Source organism: Rhodococcus sp. FW305-130, assembly GCF_058788335.1.
The window spans coordinates 275715-289554 of the sequence record NZ_JBYTAP010000002.1 but is presented as its reverse complement, the minus strand read 5'-3'; the positions used below and the strand labels follow the sequence as shown (position 1 = coordinate 289554).

Sequence of the window (13840 nt, the reverse complement as noted above, 5' to 3'; positions counted from 1 at the left end):
AACAGTCGTTGCTTGACCTGCAATTCCCCGTTGCAGGTCAGACTTTCGAAGACCGCCCGTCAGCCCCGACGCTGACAGAACCGATTCAGCAGCAGATCAGATGATCCCCCGCTTGAGTCGCCGACGCTCGCGCTCGGACAACCCTCCCCAGATTCCGAACCGTTCGTCGTTCGCGAGCGCGTACTCGAGGCACTCGTCACGAACTTCACAACCGAGGCAGATCCGTTTTGCTTCCCTCGTCGATCCACCCTTTTCAGGGAAGAACGCTTCGGGATCGGTCTGCGCGCAGAGAGCACGCTCCTGCCACTGATCCTCGATGGTGTCGAACAATTCTTCGAAGCCGGTGACGAGACTCAGCACTGGCCGAGTACTCATACCGTCGAACTCACTGCTGCAGGCACCTTCTGCTGCGCCTGCTCGGGAATCGGTCTGCGGTTCGTCGCTTACTGTCATTGCGAGAGAACTGATCTCGACATTTTCATTGGGCATCGTTCCGCCTCCTCACCTGTAATAGCGCAGAATTTTCACTCCATCTTCAACCCCACCCCGTCGACCGTTCGAAACTGTGTTCGAAACCGGCCCCGCTGCAAGTGAACTCACAAGTAGCGGTTGGAATGACACATTTGAGATTACACACGTCCAGCGTGTCGCGGTCAAGCTAAACGAGATGAATCCATTAGTATTCCGGCCCCCAATTGACGGGACCTTCTGCCCGCCAGACACGACGACGCGCCGACCGCCTAGGCTCTGATGTCGTGAACGTGACTGTATTGGTTGGCGGCGTCGGCGGGGCCCGTTTCCTTCAAGGTGTGCAAAATGCGCTCGGAATCGCCGGTGGTGAATCCCTCGAGAAATACGAAGGCCCACATCGCATCACGGCCGTCGTCAACGTCGGAGACGACGTCTGGATGCACGGTCTGCGCATCTGCCCCGATCTGGACACTTGTATGTACACACTCGGCGGCGGTATCGACACCGAACGCGGGTGGGGGCACGCCGGCGAAACCTGGAATGCGAAAGAAGAACTCGCGGCATACGGAGCGAAGCCGGACTGGTTCGGCCTCGGAGATCGCGATATCGCAACGCATTTGATTCGCAGCCAGATGCTCCACACGGGATATCCGTTGTCCGCGATCACCGAAGCATTGTGCAATCGCTGGAATCCGGGTGTCGCACTGCTTCCCGTGAGCGACGACCGCAGCGAAACACACGTTGTGATCACCGATCCGGAAGACGGTGAACAGAAGGCGATTCATTTCCAGGAGTGGTGGGTACGCCATCGAGCACAGGTGGAAACTCACAGCTTCGCTCACGTCGGCGCCGAGCAGGCCAAGCCCGCGCCGGGGGTGGTCGAGGCGATCGACGGTGCCGACATCGTGCTGATCGCACCGTCCAATCCCGTCGTGAGCGTCGGCGCGATCCTCGCGGTGCCCGGCATTCGCGGAGCCCTGCGGACCACCGCGGCCAAGGTTGTCGGCCTCTCCCCCGTCATCGGTGGAAAACCGTTGCGCGGCATGGCTGACGAGTGCCTCGAAGTGATCGGGGTCGAGACGACTTCCGAGGCGATCGGTCGCCACTACGGAGCTCGCTCGATCAACGGCATTCTCGACGGCTGGCTCGTCGACGAAGGTGACACGGCCGACATCGACGGGGTGAACGTGCGAAGCATCCCACTTTTGATGACGTCCCCCGAAGAGACCGCAAAAATGGTTCGAACGGCTTTCGAGATCGCCGGAGTCGAACTGTGACCGAGCCCGGAACCGAAGCAAGCCGCGACAGAAATCACTCTCCCGGCGATCACTCCCCCGGCGCCGCAATCGAAGTCATTCCCGTGCTCGGCCTTCCCGAGTTCCGGCCCGGAGACGACTTGGCCGCCGCTGTCGTCGACGCGACACCGTGGCTCGAGAACGGCGACGTCGTTGTCGTCACGAGCAAGGTGTTCTCAAAAGTCGAGGGTCGCATCGTTTCCTCGCCGACCGATCCGGAAGAGCGCGACGCAGCACGACGCCTCCTGGTGGATCAGGAAGCCGTCCGCGTCGTGGCCCGCAAGGGCCGCACTCTGATCACCGAGAACAAACTCGGCATCGTGCAGGCCGCATCGGGCATCGACGGCTCCAACGTCGACGGTGCCGAACTCGCCCTGCTCCCCGTGGATCCCGATGCGAGCGCAGCGGGGCTGCGTGCCCGAATTCTCGAGAGCACGGGCAAGTCCGTCGCCGTCGTCGTGACCGACACGATGGGTCGTGCGTGGCGCAACGGGCAGACCGATGCCGCGATCGGTTCCTCCGGCATTCCGGTCCTGCACGGCTACCTCGGGGCACAGGACAGCCAGGGCAACGATCTGATCGTCACCGAGATCGCGATCGCGGACGAGATCGCCGCTGCGGGCGATCTGGTCAAGGGCAAGCTCGGCGGCGTTCCCGTCGCCGTCGTGCGAGGACTCCGATTCGAGGACGACGGTTCGAGTGGCCAGGATCTGATCCGTCGCGGCCCGGACGATCTGTTCTGGCTGGGAACCGAGGAGGCTACGGCGATGGGCCGCGGCCAGGCGCTGCTGTTGCGTCGGTCGGTTCGGCAGTTCGCAGGTGATCCCGTCGACGCGGAGATCATTCGCAGCTCGATCGCCGAGGCACTCACCGCTCCAGCACCCCACCACACGAGGCCTGTTCGATTCGTGTGGCTGCGGACCGCGTCGGTCCGCACGTCGCTCCTCGAGCAGATGCGTGAGAAGTGGGCCGCCGATCTGCGTGCGGACGGTCGTAGCGACGAATCCGTCGACGCGCGGGTTGCCCGCGGAAACATCCTGTTCGATGCCCCCGAGGTCGTCATTCCCTTCTGCGTGCCCGACGGCGCACACAGTTATCCGGATGCCCGACGTACCGCGGCGGAGTCCACGATGTTCACCGTCGCTGCCGGCGCGGCAGTGCAGGGACTGCTGGTCTCGCTGGCCACACGCGGCGTGGGAAGCTGCTGGATCGGATCGACGATCTTCGCCGCCGACCTCGTACGCGAACAACTCGATCTCCCGGCCGATTGGCAGCCACTCGGCGCAGTCGCAATCGGGTACCCCCTCGAACCACTGACTCCGCGCACGGTCTCCGCCCCCGGGGACGCGTTGGTGGAGCTGTAGGTCATGTCAGCCGAATCGCTGCACGCCTCCGCCAAGGGCGTCCTGGAGGGCTGGTCGACGTCCTCCGAAGCGGACGAGTCACTGCGGCACACGATGCTCGCGTTCCTCGATTCGGCTCCGGACGGCTGCCTTCGTCGCCATGCCCCAGGACACATCACCGCGTCGTCTCTGGTTCTCGACGAGAGTGGCTGCCACGTCTTACTGACCCTGCATCCCAAGGTGGGCAGGTGGATTCAGCTCGGAGGTCACTGCGAACCCGACGACGAGACGGTAGTCGATGCGGCATTGCGGGAGGCTCGTGAGGAGTCCGGAATTCACGACGTTCGGATAGACGCGGACCTACTCTCCGCCCACACACATCCGATCACGTGCTCACTCGGGGTCCCGACCAGACATCTCGATCTACGGTTTCTTGTTGTGGCGCCGGACAATTCACATATCGTCCGCAGCGCGGAGTCCACCGACCTCCGGTGGTGGCCGGTGGACGCGCTACCGCCGACTGCCGAACGCGAGACCATCGACCACCTGGTAGCGCTCGCCCATCAGCGCAAGAATCAGGACTGAATCGGAGACAGCTCGGGTTGCTTGGCGCTCACGCCGTCGCCCGAAGATGTTCCCTTCACGCGCCGAGCTACCCACGGCACCAAGAACTCTCGCGCCCATTGACGATCCTCGCGACGAGTTTCCGCTTTCGTGAGAACCGGCGCAGGCCCGAGGTCGGGCGCGATCAATCCGTGTTCGACGCCCAGTACGTCGAGCACCCGCGTCGCCATGTTCTCGTGCCCGGCGGGCGACATGTGGAGGCGATCCCAGTCCCACATCCGTAGGTCCTGATATTCGGAGAATCGCCAGAAGTCGACGAGGGTCGCGCCGTGGCGGTCCGCTACCTCGCGAACAAGCTCGTTGTAAATCGCCAGGCGTCCGCGGAGCTTGCCGAAGAAGGCGGACCATCCGGTGTCGTATGCGGTGAACATGAGAACCTGCGCACCGGAAGCAGTGAGCTGGCCGATTGCCGAATCGTAGCGGGCGACCATCGCGTCGATGTCGAGCTTCGGACGCATCATGTCGTTTCCGCCGGCGTAGATGGTCACCAGATCGGGCTTCAACGCCAGAGCGGGTTCCAACTGCTCGTCGATGATCGGTCCGAGTAGGCGACCACGAATCGCCAGGTTGGCGTAGCGGAACTCGGGGTTGTTCACCGCCAGCTGCTCGGCCACTCGGTCTGCCCACCCGCGCAGACCGTTGGGGAATCGTTCGTCGGCGTCGCCGACGCCCTCGGTGAACGAGTCACCGAGGGCAACGTAACGGCTCGGAAGAGAAGTCATACCCGCCAGTATTCCAGTAGGTCAGCTAACGATCACACATCTGTGCTGAAGCGCACGCCACCGTCCGGCAGCGTCACCCCCGGCCACACACGTGCGCCGCGCAACAATTCGCACCGCGCACCGATGTCCGCGCCGTCTCCGATGACGGCGTCGCGGACCAGTGCTCGTGGTCCGATACGGACGCCGAATCCGAGGATCGATCGTTCGACTACCGCACCGGCTTCCACAACGGCGCCGTCGAAGAGAATCGCACCGTCGAGGCGCGCACCTGCGCCGACTTCTGCGCCACGGCCGACAACCGTGCCGCCGATCAGGACGGCGCCAGGCGCAATTCCCGCCCCGGGGTGAACGAGCGACTCGCCGCGCGGACCTTCGAGAGCCGGCGAAGGCGCGATGCCTCGCACCAGGTCGGCGGAACCGCGAACGAAGTCCTCGGGGGTTCCCATGTCACGCCAGTACGACGAGTCGACGTGGCCGAACACCCGCTTGCCCTCGGCCAGGAGATTCGGGAACACCTCGCGCTCGACCGATACCGGTCGTCCCTCCGGGATCTGTTCGATGATCTCGCGCTTGAAGACGTAGCAGCCGGCGTTGATCTGATCCGTCGGCGGATCCTGGGTCTTCTCCAGGAATGCCGAGACTCGTCCGTCCTCGTCGGTCGGAACACAACCGAATGCACGCGGGTCTCCCACACGAACCAGGTGAAGTGTCACGTCGGCGTCCGTCTTCTCGTGGGTCTCGAGAATGGCGTTCAGGTCGGTGCCACCGAGCACGTCACCGTTGAACACCATGACGTTGTCGCCGCGCAACTTCGGGAGTACGTTGCGGATTCCGCCACCGGTGCCCAGCGGCTCGGTCTCGAAGACGTAGTCGATCTCGAGCCCCATCTTGGAGCCGTCGCCGAAGTAGTCCTCGAATACCTCTGCCTTGAAAGATGTTCCGAGCACCACGTGCTTGATACCGGCAGCCTCGATCCTGGCAAGCAGATGCGTCAGGAACGGAAGGCCGGCGGTCGGAAGCATCGGCTTGGGCGCCGACAGCGTCAACGGACGCAGCCGAGTGCCCTTGCCGCCTACCAGGATTACGGCGTCGGTCGGATTCGGATCGGACATCATTTTCCCCCGTGGTTCGAAACTGATGGGTTGTCGGTCGAGTCGTCGGTGCGAGCGCGCTCGCGAACAGCAGAAGCTACGGCGATCTTGGACCGCACGGCCAGGCCACCGCGCAAGGCAAGTCGCAGCGGAGCCTGCCACCAATGCGGATGACGATCAGCCTGGAACTGGTATGCGCTGCGATGATGAGCGGGCAGCATCAGTTCCGGATGCCGGCCTGCCGCATGGCCTTTGGCATGGGTCACGACAGCGGAGGGAACAAAGACATTGAGCCACCCGGCTTTTCCGAGGCGATCACCGAAATCGACGTCCTCCATGTACATGAAGTATCGCGAGTCGAACCCGGAGATGGCGTCGAAGGCATCACGTCGGACCAACAGGCACGACCCGGAAAGCCAACCGACGGAGCGCTCGGTGACGGCCTCGTTCTCCTGACGGTAACGGGCAGTCCACGGGTTCTTCGGCCACACGGTGCCGAGCAACGCGTGCCCGACGCCCGAGGTGATGTCGGGCACCGTTCGTGCCGACGGATAGACGCTGCCGTCCGGTTCGAGGACCTTCGGCCCCAGTGCACCGGCCCTTGGCCACCGATTTGCCGCAGCGACCAATTCGTCGAGTGAACCGGGTGCCCATTGGACGTCAGGATTGGAAATCACGACAAATTCGATCGACGAATCGATCTCCGCCACAGCCCGATTTATCGCTCCGCCGTAGCCGATGTTTCCCCCTGTACGAAGCAGACGAACATGCTCGTACTTGGCATCCGCCGCCTCCGGCGCACCATCGGTCGACCCGTTGTCGGCCATGATGACCTGGGGTTTTTCTGTCGTCGCCGCGGCGAGCGTGCTCAAGAAATTCTCGAGATGCTCGCCTGGGGAGTACGTCACCGTTACCACGGCCAGCTTGGGACTCACGCCGGTCAGCCTAGCCGCCCACGGGCACTGCCCCGAACAATGCTCACGCCAGAGCGGCGTGCAGAGCCTCTCGCCACGGACGCAGCGGCGTCATTCCCGCGGTAACCCACGCGCGCTCGGACAAAACCGAATATGCCGGGCGGGGCGCAGGGCGCACGAAGTCCGCGCTGCTGCACGGGCGCACCCGCGCCGGGTCTGCTCCGATCTCCTCGAACACCGCTCGCGCCAACTCGTACCAACTGGCTTGCCCGCCGTTGGTCAGGTGGAATGTCGACGCACCCGTGAAGTCCCGCAGCGCGAGTTCGACGATGCCGCCGGCCAGATCGACGCTGTACGTGGGTGACCCGATCTGGTCGTCCACGACGTTCACGAATTCTCGTTCGGCTTCGAGCCTGCGCATCGTGGCGACAAAATCCGTACCGACACCCGAATACACCCACGCGGTACGGACAACGGCCACGTCGGCGCCCGACTCTCGTACTGCGATCTCGCCGTCCAGCTTGGTTCGGCCGTAGACCGTCGCGGGACCGGTCGGTGCATCGACGTCGTATGGAGTGCTCGCGTCACCCGGAAAGACGTAGTCCGTCGAAACGTGGATCAACCGCGAACCGGCACGCGCACACGCTCGCGCGAGATTCAGCGGTCCGATCTCGTTGACCGCCCTCGCTGCCTCCTGGTCTGTCTCGGCGGCATCTACTGCCGTGTACGCAGCGCAGTTGATCAGCACCGAATCGGGCGAGACGAAGTCGTCGACCGCGCGACTGTCTGTGATGTCGAGCTCGCGGGAACCGACGGCCGTCACAGTGTGACCCGCCGACGTTGCGAGAGCATCGATACGTGTTCCGAGCTGCCCTCGGGCGCCGGTGAGCAGGATATTCGTCACATGGTTGAGTCTGGCACGCCGCGTCGAGGTACCCGCGGCCGAGCATCGGACCAGTAACCTGAAGGGGTGTCCCACCAGCAACCGCAGCGCCGCGCGCGTCCACGACCTGCGCCGATTCGGACCAAGACGAGCCCGGCTCGCATAGCGGTCGCGGTGCTCTCCGTGCTCGTACTGCTGGTCACCGGGTTCGCATGGCGAGGTGTGGACTCGTTGAGAAACAGCCTTGCCACTGCAAGCGGACTCGGCCTCGGTGGGGGCAAGGACGGAGCCATCGACATTCTGATGGTGGGAACCGACAGTCGCACCGACGCACACGGCAACCCGCTCTCACAAAGCGAGCTCGACTCGTTGCGCGCTGGTGAGGAAGTTGCGTCCAACACCGACACCATCATCTTGATCCGCGTCCCCAATGACGGAAGTTCGGCAACCGCGATCTCGATTCCCCGAGACGCGTACGTCAACGTCCCCGGTATCGGTATGTCGAAGATCAACGCCGCGTTCGGTGCCACCAAGGAAACCGAGCGACTGAAGTTGGTCAACAACGGGTCGTCCGACAGCGACGCAGACAAGAAGTCGACGGAAGCCGGCCGGACCGCGCTCATCGGAGCGGTAGGAAATCTGACCGGCATCACCGTCGATCACTACGCCGAAGTCGGTCTACTCGGATTCGTCCTGCTGACCAACGCAGTGGGCGGAGTCGACGTCTGCCTCAACGCGCCAGTCGACGAACCGATGTCCGGAGCCAACTTCGCAGCCGGGAAACAGACACTCGACGGCGCCGACGCGCTGAGCTTCGTGCGACAACGACACGACCTTCCTCGCGGCGACCTGGACCGGATCGTGCGCCAGCAGGTGTTCATGGCGTCCCTCGTCAGTAAGGTACTGAGCGCAAAAACCCTCAGTGACCCGGGCAAGCTCAGTCAGTTGACCTCGGCCGTTCAGCGTTCCGTCGTCATCGACGACGACTGGGACATCATCGAATTCGCCAAGCAGTTGCAGAATCTGGCCGGCGGAAAGGTGCAATTCGAGACCATTCCCGTTCTCGACATCAACGGCATGACCGATTACGGCGAGTCCATCGTCAAGGTCGATCCCAAGGCCGTCAAGAAGTACATCGCCGGATTGGTCGGCGCCGACAGCGAGGACTCGGAGGAGACCTCCGAGGCACCGACCACCGTGAATGCATCCTCGATCACGGTCGACGTCGCTAATGCCAGTGACGTCGCGGGGTTGGCCAGCGGGGTTTCCGAGGCATTGAGTGCCCTCGGGTACAAGCAGGGACAGGTCGGCAACAACACCGGCTCCGACGTCTCCGAATCGACGGTGTTCGCAAAGTCCGCGGACGACGACGCTACACTCGCGGTGGCCGAGGCACTCGGCGGTCTGACGGTCAAGGCGGATTCGTCATTGTCCTCGGGCAAGGTTCGGGTTGTCATTGCCGAGGACTACAGCGGACCGCAATCCGCGGACGCGGTATCCCCGTCCGAAGGCGCGACAAGCACGACTGAATCGGCGAGCACCACCGAGACCAGTCCCACCCCTGCCCCTCCCGGTCCGCCGATCGACGCAGCCTCCAACGGCCCGCGCTGTGTCAACTGAAAACTGTGTGAACTGAAAGCGGTGTGAACTGGACGGCTGCGTAAGCTGATTACGTGCCTTCGCCTGTAGACAACCTGACCGACGCCCTCCTCGGACCGATCCTGGCTGCCGACCCGGCCGGCCCTCGCGTGACCTACTACGACGACGCCACCGGCGAGCGCATCGAATTGTCTGCGAGCACTCTGGCCAACTGGGCGGCAAAGACAGCGAACATGGTTCGGGACGAGTTCGCCCTCGAGCCCGGCGGCAAAGTTGCCGTGCTGCTTCCCGCGCACTGGCAGAGCGTCGCCGTCTTGCTGGGTGTGTGGTGGGCAGGCGGTGAGGTCGTCCTCTCCCCCGACGCCGACGCCGAACTGGCTTTTGTCACTGCCGACCGTCTGGACGATGTTGCGGACGTACCGGAAGTAGCCGCACTCTCACTCGACGCGTTCGGCAAAGGTTTGAGCGATCTTCCGCTCGGCGTCGCCGACTACGCAACCTCCATTCGTGTCCACGGCGACCAGTTCCGTAGCGCCGGAGCCGGTTCGGCGCTGGAAGGCCGGTCCGTAGCGGACACGATCGACGCCGCACGGGCATCGTCGAAGAACGTCGAATTGGCGTCGACGGATCGTGTCCTCTCCAGCCGCACGTGGGACACGGCAGACGAATTGATCGACGGGCTTCTGGCCGTTCTCGCCGCGGGCGCCTCACTCGTGCAGGTAGCCCACCCGGACGCGGAAGCTACCGCGCGCCGAGTGGGCACCGAGAAGGTCACGAAGCAGTTCTGAACGCTAGCTCGCGAGAGCTGTCACCGGTGACACCAGCCCCGCCCTCCTAGCGGGGAGCAGTGACGCGATCACACCGCAGATTCCGCCGATCAACACGATGGCTACCAATTGCGCCCACGGCACTGCGCTGAGGGCGACGTCCTCGATCCCGAACACCGAGGCGGTACCGGCTACACCGAACACCATCCCGAACAGCACTCCGATCACCGATGCAACTCCTGCCACCAGCAGTGCTTCCCAGATCAACATGGCTCGAATTCCCTTCTTGGTCAGTCCGAGTGCGCGAAGCAGTCCGGATTCGCGGCGCCGTTCGAGAACCGACAGTGCCATGGTGTTTCCCACCCCGATCAGAGCGATCAACACCGCTACCGACAGCAACCCGGCAACCACCATGAGCATGGTGTCGAGGATCGAATCGAGAGCCGAGCGCATTTCGGTCATTCCTTGAACATCGCTGCCCGGAGCTTCCTGGCGTGCCAGTTCGGTGATGCGGTCGGTGGCAGCGAGCGCCTCTTCGTCGGTGTCCGTCCCCAACCTGACCCAGTAGGAATCGGTGGTCGGCGCAGTGGCCGCTGCACCCAGATCGCCTCGATCCAACAGCGCTGGTTGACCTTTCACACCCTCGACCACGCTGACGTTGACGGCACCGCGATCTCCGCGCACCGTCGCCGTCTCGCCCACCGAGAGTTTGTATTCGGTCAGGTCAGCGGGCGAGAGCACCAACTGACCGGCCGCGGGTACCGAGATCTCGGTACGCAGAACATCTTTCACCTGGGCAGCGTCGACGCCGAATCCGGTCAACGAACCGCGCCCGTCGATCGTCAGTTCGGCCTTGTCCAGACCGCTCACCGCGCCGACGCCGTTGACCGCGGCGATGTCTGTGCCCAACCCTGCGGGAAGCGGTGCCGAACCGGAACTGCTCACCATGACGTCGACGGGGAATTGACTGTCCATCGCCGCAGGTGCGGCTTCCTTGACCGTCGCGATTCCCACGACGAGCGTGCTCGTCAAGGCCACACCGATCAACAGGGCCGTGGCTGTCGCCGAGGTCCGGCGTGGGTTCCGACCGGCGTTGCCTGCTGCCAGGCTTCCCACCGGACCGATCAGTCTCGCCAGCACTCCGCCGGCGGCATTGATCAGCGCGGGCACGATTCGCCCGGACAGTGCTGCGATCCCCAGGAACGAAAAGAGTCCACCGGCAGTCGCCGCCGGCACCTGCTGATTCGTCACTCCCAGGACGGTCATCGCGATGCCCGCGAGCAGTATCACGACGCCCAGAACCCGGCGCACGACCGATACCTGAACGCTCTCGGGCTTGGACTCCATCGGCTGCAGTGCCGCGAGCGGGGAGAGCCTCGTTGCCGCCCGCCCGGGCGCAGATGCAGCGAGCATCGTCATCACGATGCCAACGGCAAGACCGACCAGCACGGTCACCGGGGTGACGCTCAGTGACGAAAGAGGCACCGGCACATCTGCGGCCGTTGCTACGCGACCGATCGCCCAGGCAAGTCCGACACCGAGTCCGACGCCGATCACCGAGGCGATCACGCCGACCGCAGCGGCTTCGCTGCGAATGCTCCGGCGAACCTGTTTGGCTGTGGCGCCGACGCATCGCAGCAACGCGAGTTCCTGAGTGCGCGCGGCGAGCAGAACGGCAAACGTATTGGCGATCACCAGCGCGGCAACAACAACGGCAATGGCACCGAAGGCGAGCAACACCGTGCTGAGGATCTTGGTGCCACCCATGTATTCCGCTGCCGCGTTGTCGGTGGCTTCTTCTCCCGTCAACACGGTGGAGTCCGCGGGCAACGCGCTCGCGATCGAATCCACGAGTTGTTGCTGAGAGCGCGAACCGTCACCGGCGACACGGAACTCACGTTTGGCGCTGTCCCCGGCCCACGCGCTCACCTGCTCGGCGGTGGTGAATATCTTGATCCCGCCCAGTCGTTGCGCCGAACCGGAGAGATCGACCAGCCCGACCACCTGCGCGGTGGGCGCAGCGGCACCGACCGTCGAATCCCTTGCCGTGACAGCGATTCGGGCACCCGTCGGTATCCCGGAGTCCGCGCTCACCAACACCTGCCCCAGACCGGCCGGAAGCGAACCCTCCGACAAGTTCTCCCAACGCAATTCGGGATTGTCGGCGATCGAGAGAGCATCCCCGTAGGACGCGCCCTTTGCCTCGGAGTCGACGCGAACATACGTCGACACGTCGTCGGCGACTGCCGAGACGCCCGGCACCGCACTCAGCAGTGCTTCCGTCACGCCTGGACCGGAGGCGACGACATCCGTGGTTTCGTATTGCGTCGCAAGTGATTTACTCACACTCGCATCGACCGTCGAGCTCAATGTCAAAGTCGCGACGATGTATCCGACTGCGATCACCACGGCGAGTATCGAAGCCACATAGCGCCCGGCATGTGCCCGCGCCTGGGCAAAGGCCAGACCCCTCATCGCAGTGCACCCGAAACTGCAGGAACATCAGCCAGGTCGTCGGCACCGAGTGCTCGCATGGCACCGATCACCGAGTCGACGGTGGGACGGTCGATCTCTCCGGCAATACACCCGTCCGCGATCAACACGACTCGGTCCGCATACGACGCCGCCACCGGATCGTGTGTCACCATGACAACCGTCTGACCGGTCTCCCGAACACTGGTGCGCAAGAGGCCCAGAACCTCGGTCCCGGAACGGGAATCCAAATTTCCCGTGGGCTCGTCGGCAAAAATCACGTCGGGCTGCGGCAGTAGTGCGCGGGCGACAGCTACACGCTGCTGCTGACCACCGGACAACTCGTGCGGCAGGTGGTCGAGGCGCTTCGACAGGCCCAGTTTCCCGATCACCTCGTCCATCCACTCGGGCGAGGGTTCACTACCCGCCAGCTTCATCGGCAGCAGCATGTTCTCCCGAGCAGTGAGCACCGGCAGCAGGTTGAACGCTTGGAAGACGAATCCGATTCGCTCGCGTCGAAGTTCGGTGAGTTCCGTGTCGCCGAGTTTCGTGACTTCGGTGTCGCCCAGGAAGACCTGTCCGCCCGAAACCGTGTCGAGCCCGGCCAGACAGTGCATGAGCGTCGACTTTCCGGAGCCGGACGGGCCCATGATCGCGGTGAACCGCTCACGACCGAAGTCCACGTCGACCCCGCCGAGCGCGTGAACCGTGGTCTCACCGGTGCCGTACACCTTGGTGACACCGCGGGCAGTGATCGCCGGCACTGCGGCTGGTTCCGTCGTGGTGTGCGCATGCATTTTTTGCCCTCCGTAAAGCTTCTCGCTATGACGGAATCGACGTTATTGCAGCGCAAGTGGTCTCCGCGTCGGAGCGCGGGGCGATCTTGGAGAGCCCGGTGTCATCCCGGGGTAGGACTGAACAGGGCTGCGCGTCAGCCCTCGGTTCCCAGGAGATCTGCGCGCCGGACAAGTCCGATCTGGAAGGCAAAGACGACGGCCTGCACACGATCACGTGAATGAGTCTTCGAAAGAACCCGTCCGACATGGGTTTTCACTGTCGTTTCGGAGACGTGGAATTTTGCGGCGATCTCCGAATTCGACAGCCCGTACGCCATGGCCTCGAGCACCTCGACCTCGCGCGGTGTCAGCTCTTCGGGCAACTGCGATTCGGGCGCCGAACCTTCCAGGAGAGGTCCGACGTGCTGAAGCAGTCGCCGAGTGGCCCGAGCTTCGATCACCGCGTCCCCGCGATGCACGGTGCGGATGGCGTCGAGCAACTGTTCCGGTGGCACGTCCTTGAGCAGGAAGCCGCTGGCGCCCGCCCTGATTGCCGACATCACGTACTCGTCGTTGTCGAAGGTGGTGAGCACCACGACCTTCGGCGCATCGGGGTCGGCCAGGAGCCGACGGGTCGCCTCGATGCCGTCCATCTTCGGCATCTGGACATCCATCAGGACGACGTCGACATGACGGGCCGCCAACTCGGTCAAGGCCTGCTGACCGTCCGAAGCCTCGACCACCACGGACAAATCCGGCTGCGAGTCGATGACCATTCGAAAACCTGCGCGGACCAGCTGCTGATCGTCGATCAGTGCCACTGCGATCGGAGCCACGTGTTCGTCCATGCCACTCACCTTAAGACCTTCAGACGTTTCAAGAC

At 63.8% G+C, this 13840-nt stretch carries 13 protein-coding genes; 5 read left to right on the top strand and 8 right to left on the bottom strand.

The genetic code is table 11. The features are described 5' to 3' along the window. Positions 1-96 precede the first annotated feature (96 nt). Complete coding sequence (locus tag AC3WQS_RS07470) at positions 97-375, bottom strand: WhiB family transcriptional regulator (protein WP_020907098.1); 279 nt, start codon at positions 373-375, stop codon at positions 97-99. Between the two features lie 380 nt (positions 376-755). On the opposite strand from AC3WQS_RS07470, the gene cofD reads away from it, so the two are divergent. From cofD to AC3WQS_RS07455, 3 genes are read left to right on the top strand one after another with little or no spacing between them, the layout of a single operon-like run. Next, entirely contained in the window at positions 756-1748 is a 993-nt protein-coding gene (cofD, locus tag AC3WQS_RS07465) for a 2-phospho-L-lactate transferase (protein ID WP_492713523.1), read from the top strand. Next, a complete protein-coding gene (locus AC3WQS_RS07460) occupies positions 1745-3130 on the top strand; it encodes a coenzyme F420-0:L-glutamate ligase (protein ID WP_070386883.1) in 1386 nt (461 codons plus the stop codon). The genes cofD and AC3WQS_RS07460 overlap by 4 nt, the downstream gene beginning before the upstream one ends. A gap of 3 nt (positions 3131-3133) precedes the next feature. After that, positions 3134-3694, top strand: a complete 561-nt coding sequence (locus AC3WQS_RS07455) for an NUDIX hydrolase (protein WP_019747768.1) — start codon at positions 3134-3136, stop codon at positions 3692-3694. Here AC3WQS_RS07455 and AC3WQS_RS07450 read toward each other — a convergent pair. Genes AC3WQS_RS07450 through rfbD form a run of 4 tightly spaced genes read right to left on the bottom strand, consistent with a single transcriptional unit; the run spans position 3685 to position 7364 of the window. Then, positions 3685-4455 (bottom strand): SGNH/GDSL hydrolase family protein, encoded by a 771-nt coding sequence (locus AC3WQS_RS07450; protein WP_019747767.1) that lies wholly within the window; start codon positions 4453-4455, stop codon positions 3685-3687. The two genes, AC3WQS_RS07455 and AC3WQS_RS07450, sit on opposite strands and share 10 nt — an antisense overlap. 32 nt (positions 4456-4487) lie before the next feature. Next, positions 4488-5570, bottom strand: a complete 1083-nt coding sequence (manB, locus tag AC3WQS_RS07445; protein WP_019747766.1) for a mannose-1-phosphate guanylyltransferase — start codon at positions 5568-5570, stop codon at positions 4488-4490. Continuing rightward, positions 5567-6481 (bottom strand): glycosyltransferase family 2 protein, encoded by a 915-nt coding sequence (locus tag AC3WQS_RS07440; RefSeq protein ID WP_019747765.1) that lies wholly within the window; start codon positions 6479-6481, stop codon positions 5567-5569. Before AC3WQS_RS07440 ends, manB begins: the two co-directional genes overlap by 4 nt. Before the next feature lie 43 nt (positions 6482-6524). Next, positions 6525-7364 (bottom strand): dTDP-4-dehydrorhamnose reductase, encoded by an 840-nt coding sequence (gene rfbD / locus AC3WQS_RS07435; protein WP_020907092.1) that lies wholly within the window; start codon positions 7362-7364, stop codon positions 6525-6527. Between the two features lie 66 nt (positions 7365-7430). Here rfbD and AC3WQS_RS07430 point away from each other — a divergent pair, with 66 nt between their 5' ends. Both AC3WQS_RS07430 and AC3WQS_RS07425 read left to right on the top strand, forming a co-directional pair. Next, on the top strand, positions 7431-8963 hold the full coding sequence (locus tag AC3WQS_RS07430; RefSeq protein WP_473242978.1) for an LCP family protein: 1533 nt from the start codon (positions 7431-7433) through the stop codon (positions 8961-8963). A 53-nt stretch (positions 8964-9016) separates the two neighbouring features. Further along, positions 9017-9730, top strand: coding sequence for a TIGR03089 family protein (locus AC3WQS_RS07425; protein WP_019747762.1), 714 nt, complete (start codon positions 9017-9019; stop codon positions 9728-9730). Between the two features lie 3 nt (positions 9731-9733). Here the strand turns inward: AC3WQS_RS07425 and AC3WQS_RS07420 are convergent, their stop codons facing one another. The 3 genes from AC3WQS_RS07420 to AC3WQS_RS07410 form a co-directional block, all read right to left on the bottom strand. Continuing rightward, complete coding sequence (locus AC3WQS_RS07420) at positions 9734-12184, bottom strand: ABC transporter permease (protein ID WP_031333156.1); 2451 nt, start codon at positions 12182-12184, stop codon at positions 9734-9736. After that, entirely contained in the window at positions 12181-12978 is a 798-nt protein-coding gene (locus AC3WQS_RS07415) for an ABC transporter ATP-binding protein (RefSeq protein WP_021343705.1), read from the bottom strand. Before AC3WQS_RS07415 ends, AC3WQS_RS07420 begins: the two co-directional genes overlap by 4 nt. Before the next feature lie 134 nt (positions 12979-13112). Then, the gene (locus AC3WQS_RS07410; RefSeq protein WP_019747759.1) at positions 13113-13805 is read right to left on the bottom strand and encodes a response regulator; all 693 of its coding nucleotides are present in this window, start codon (positions 13803-13805) and stop codon (positions 13113-13115) included. Between the last annotated feature and the right edge of the window lie 35 nt (positions 13806-13840).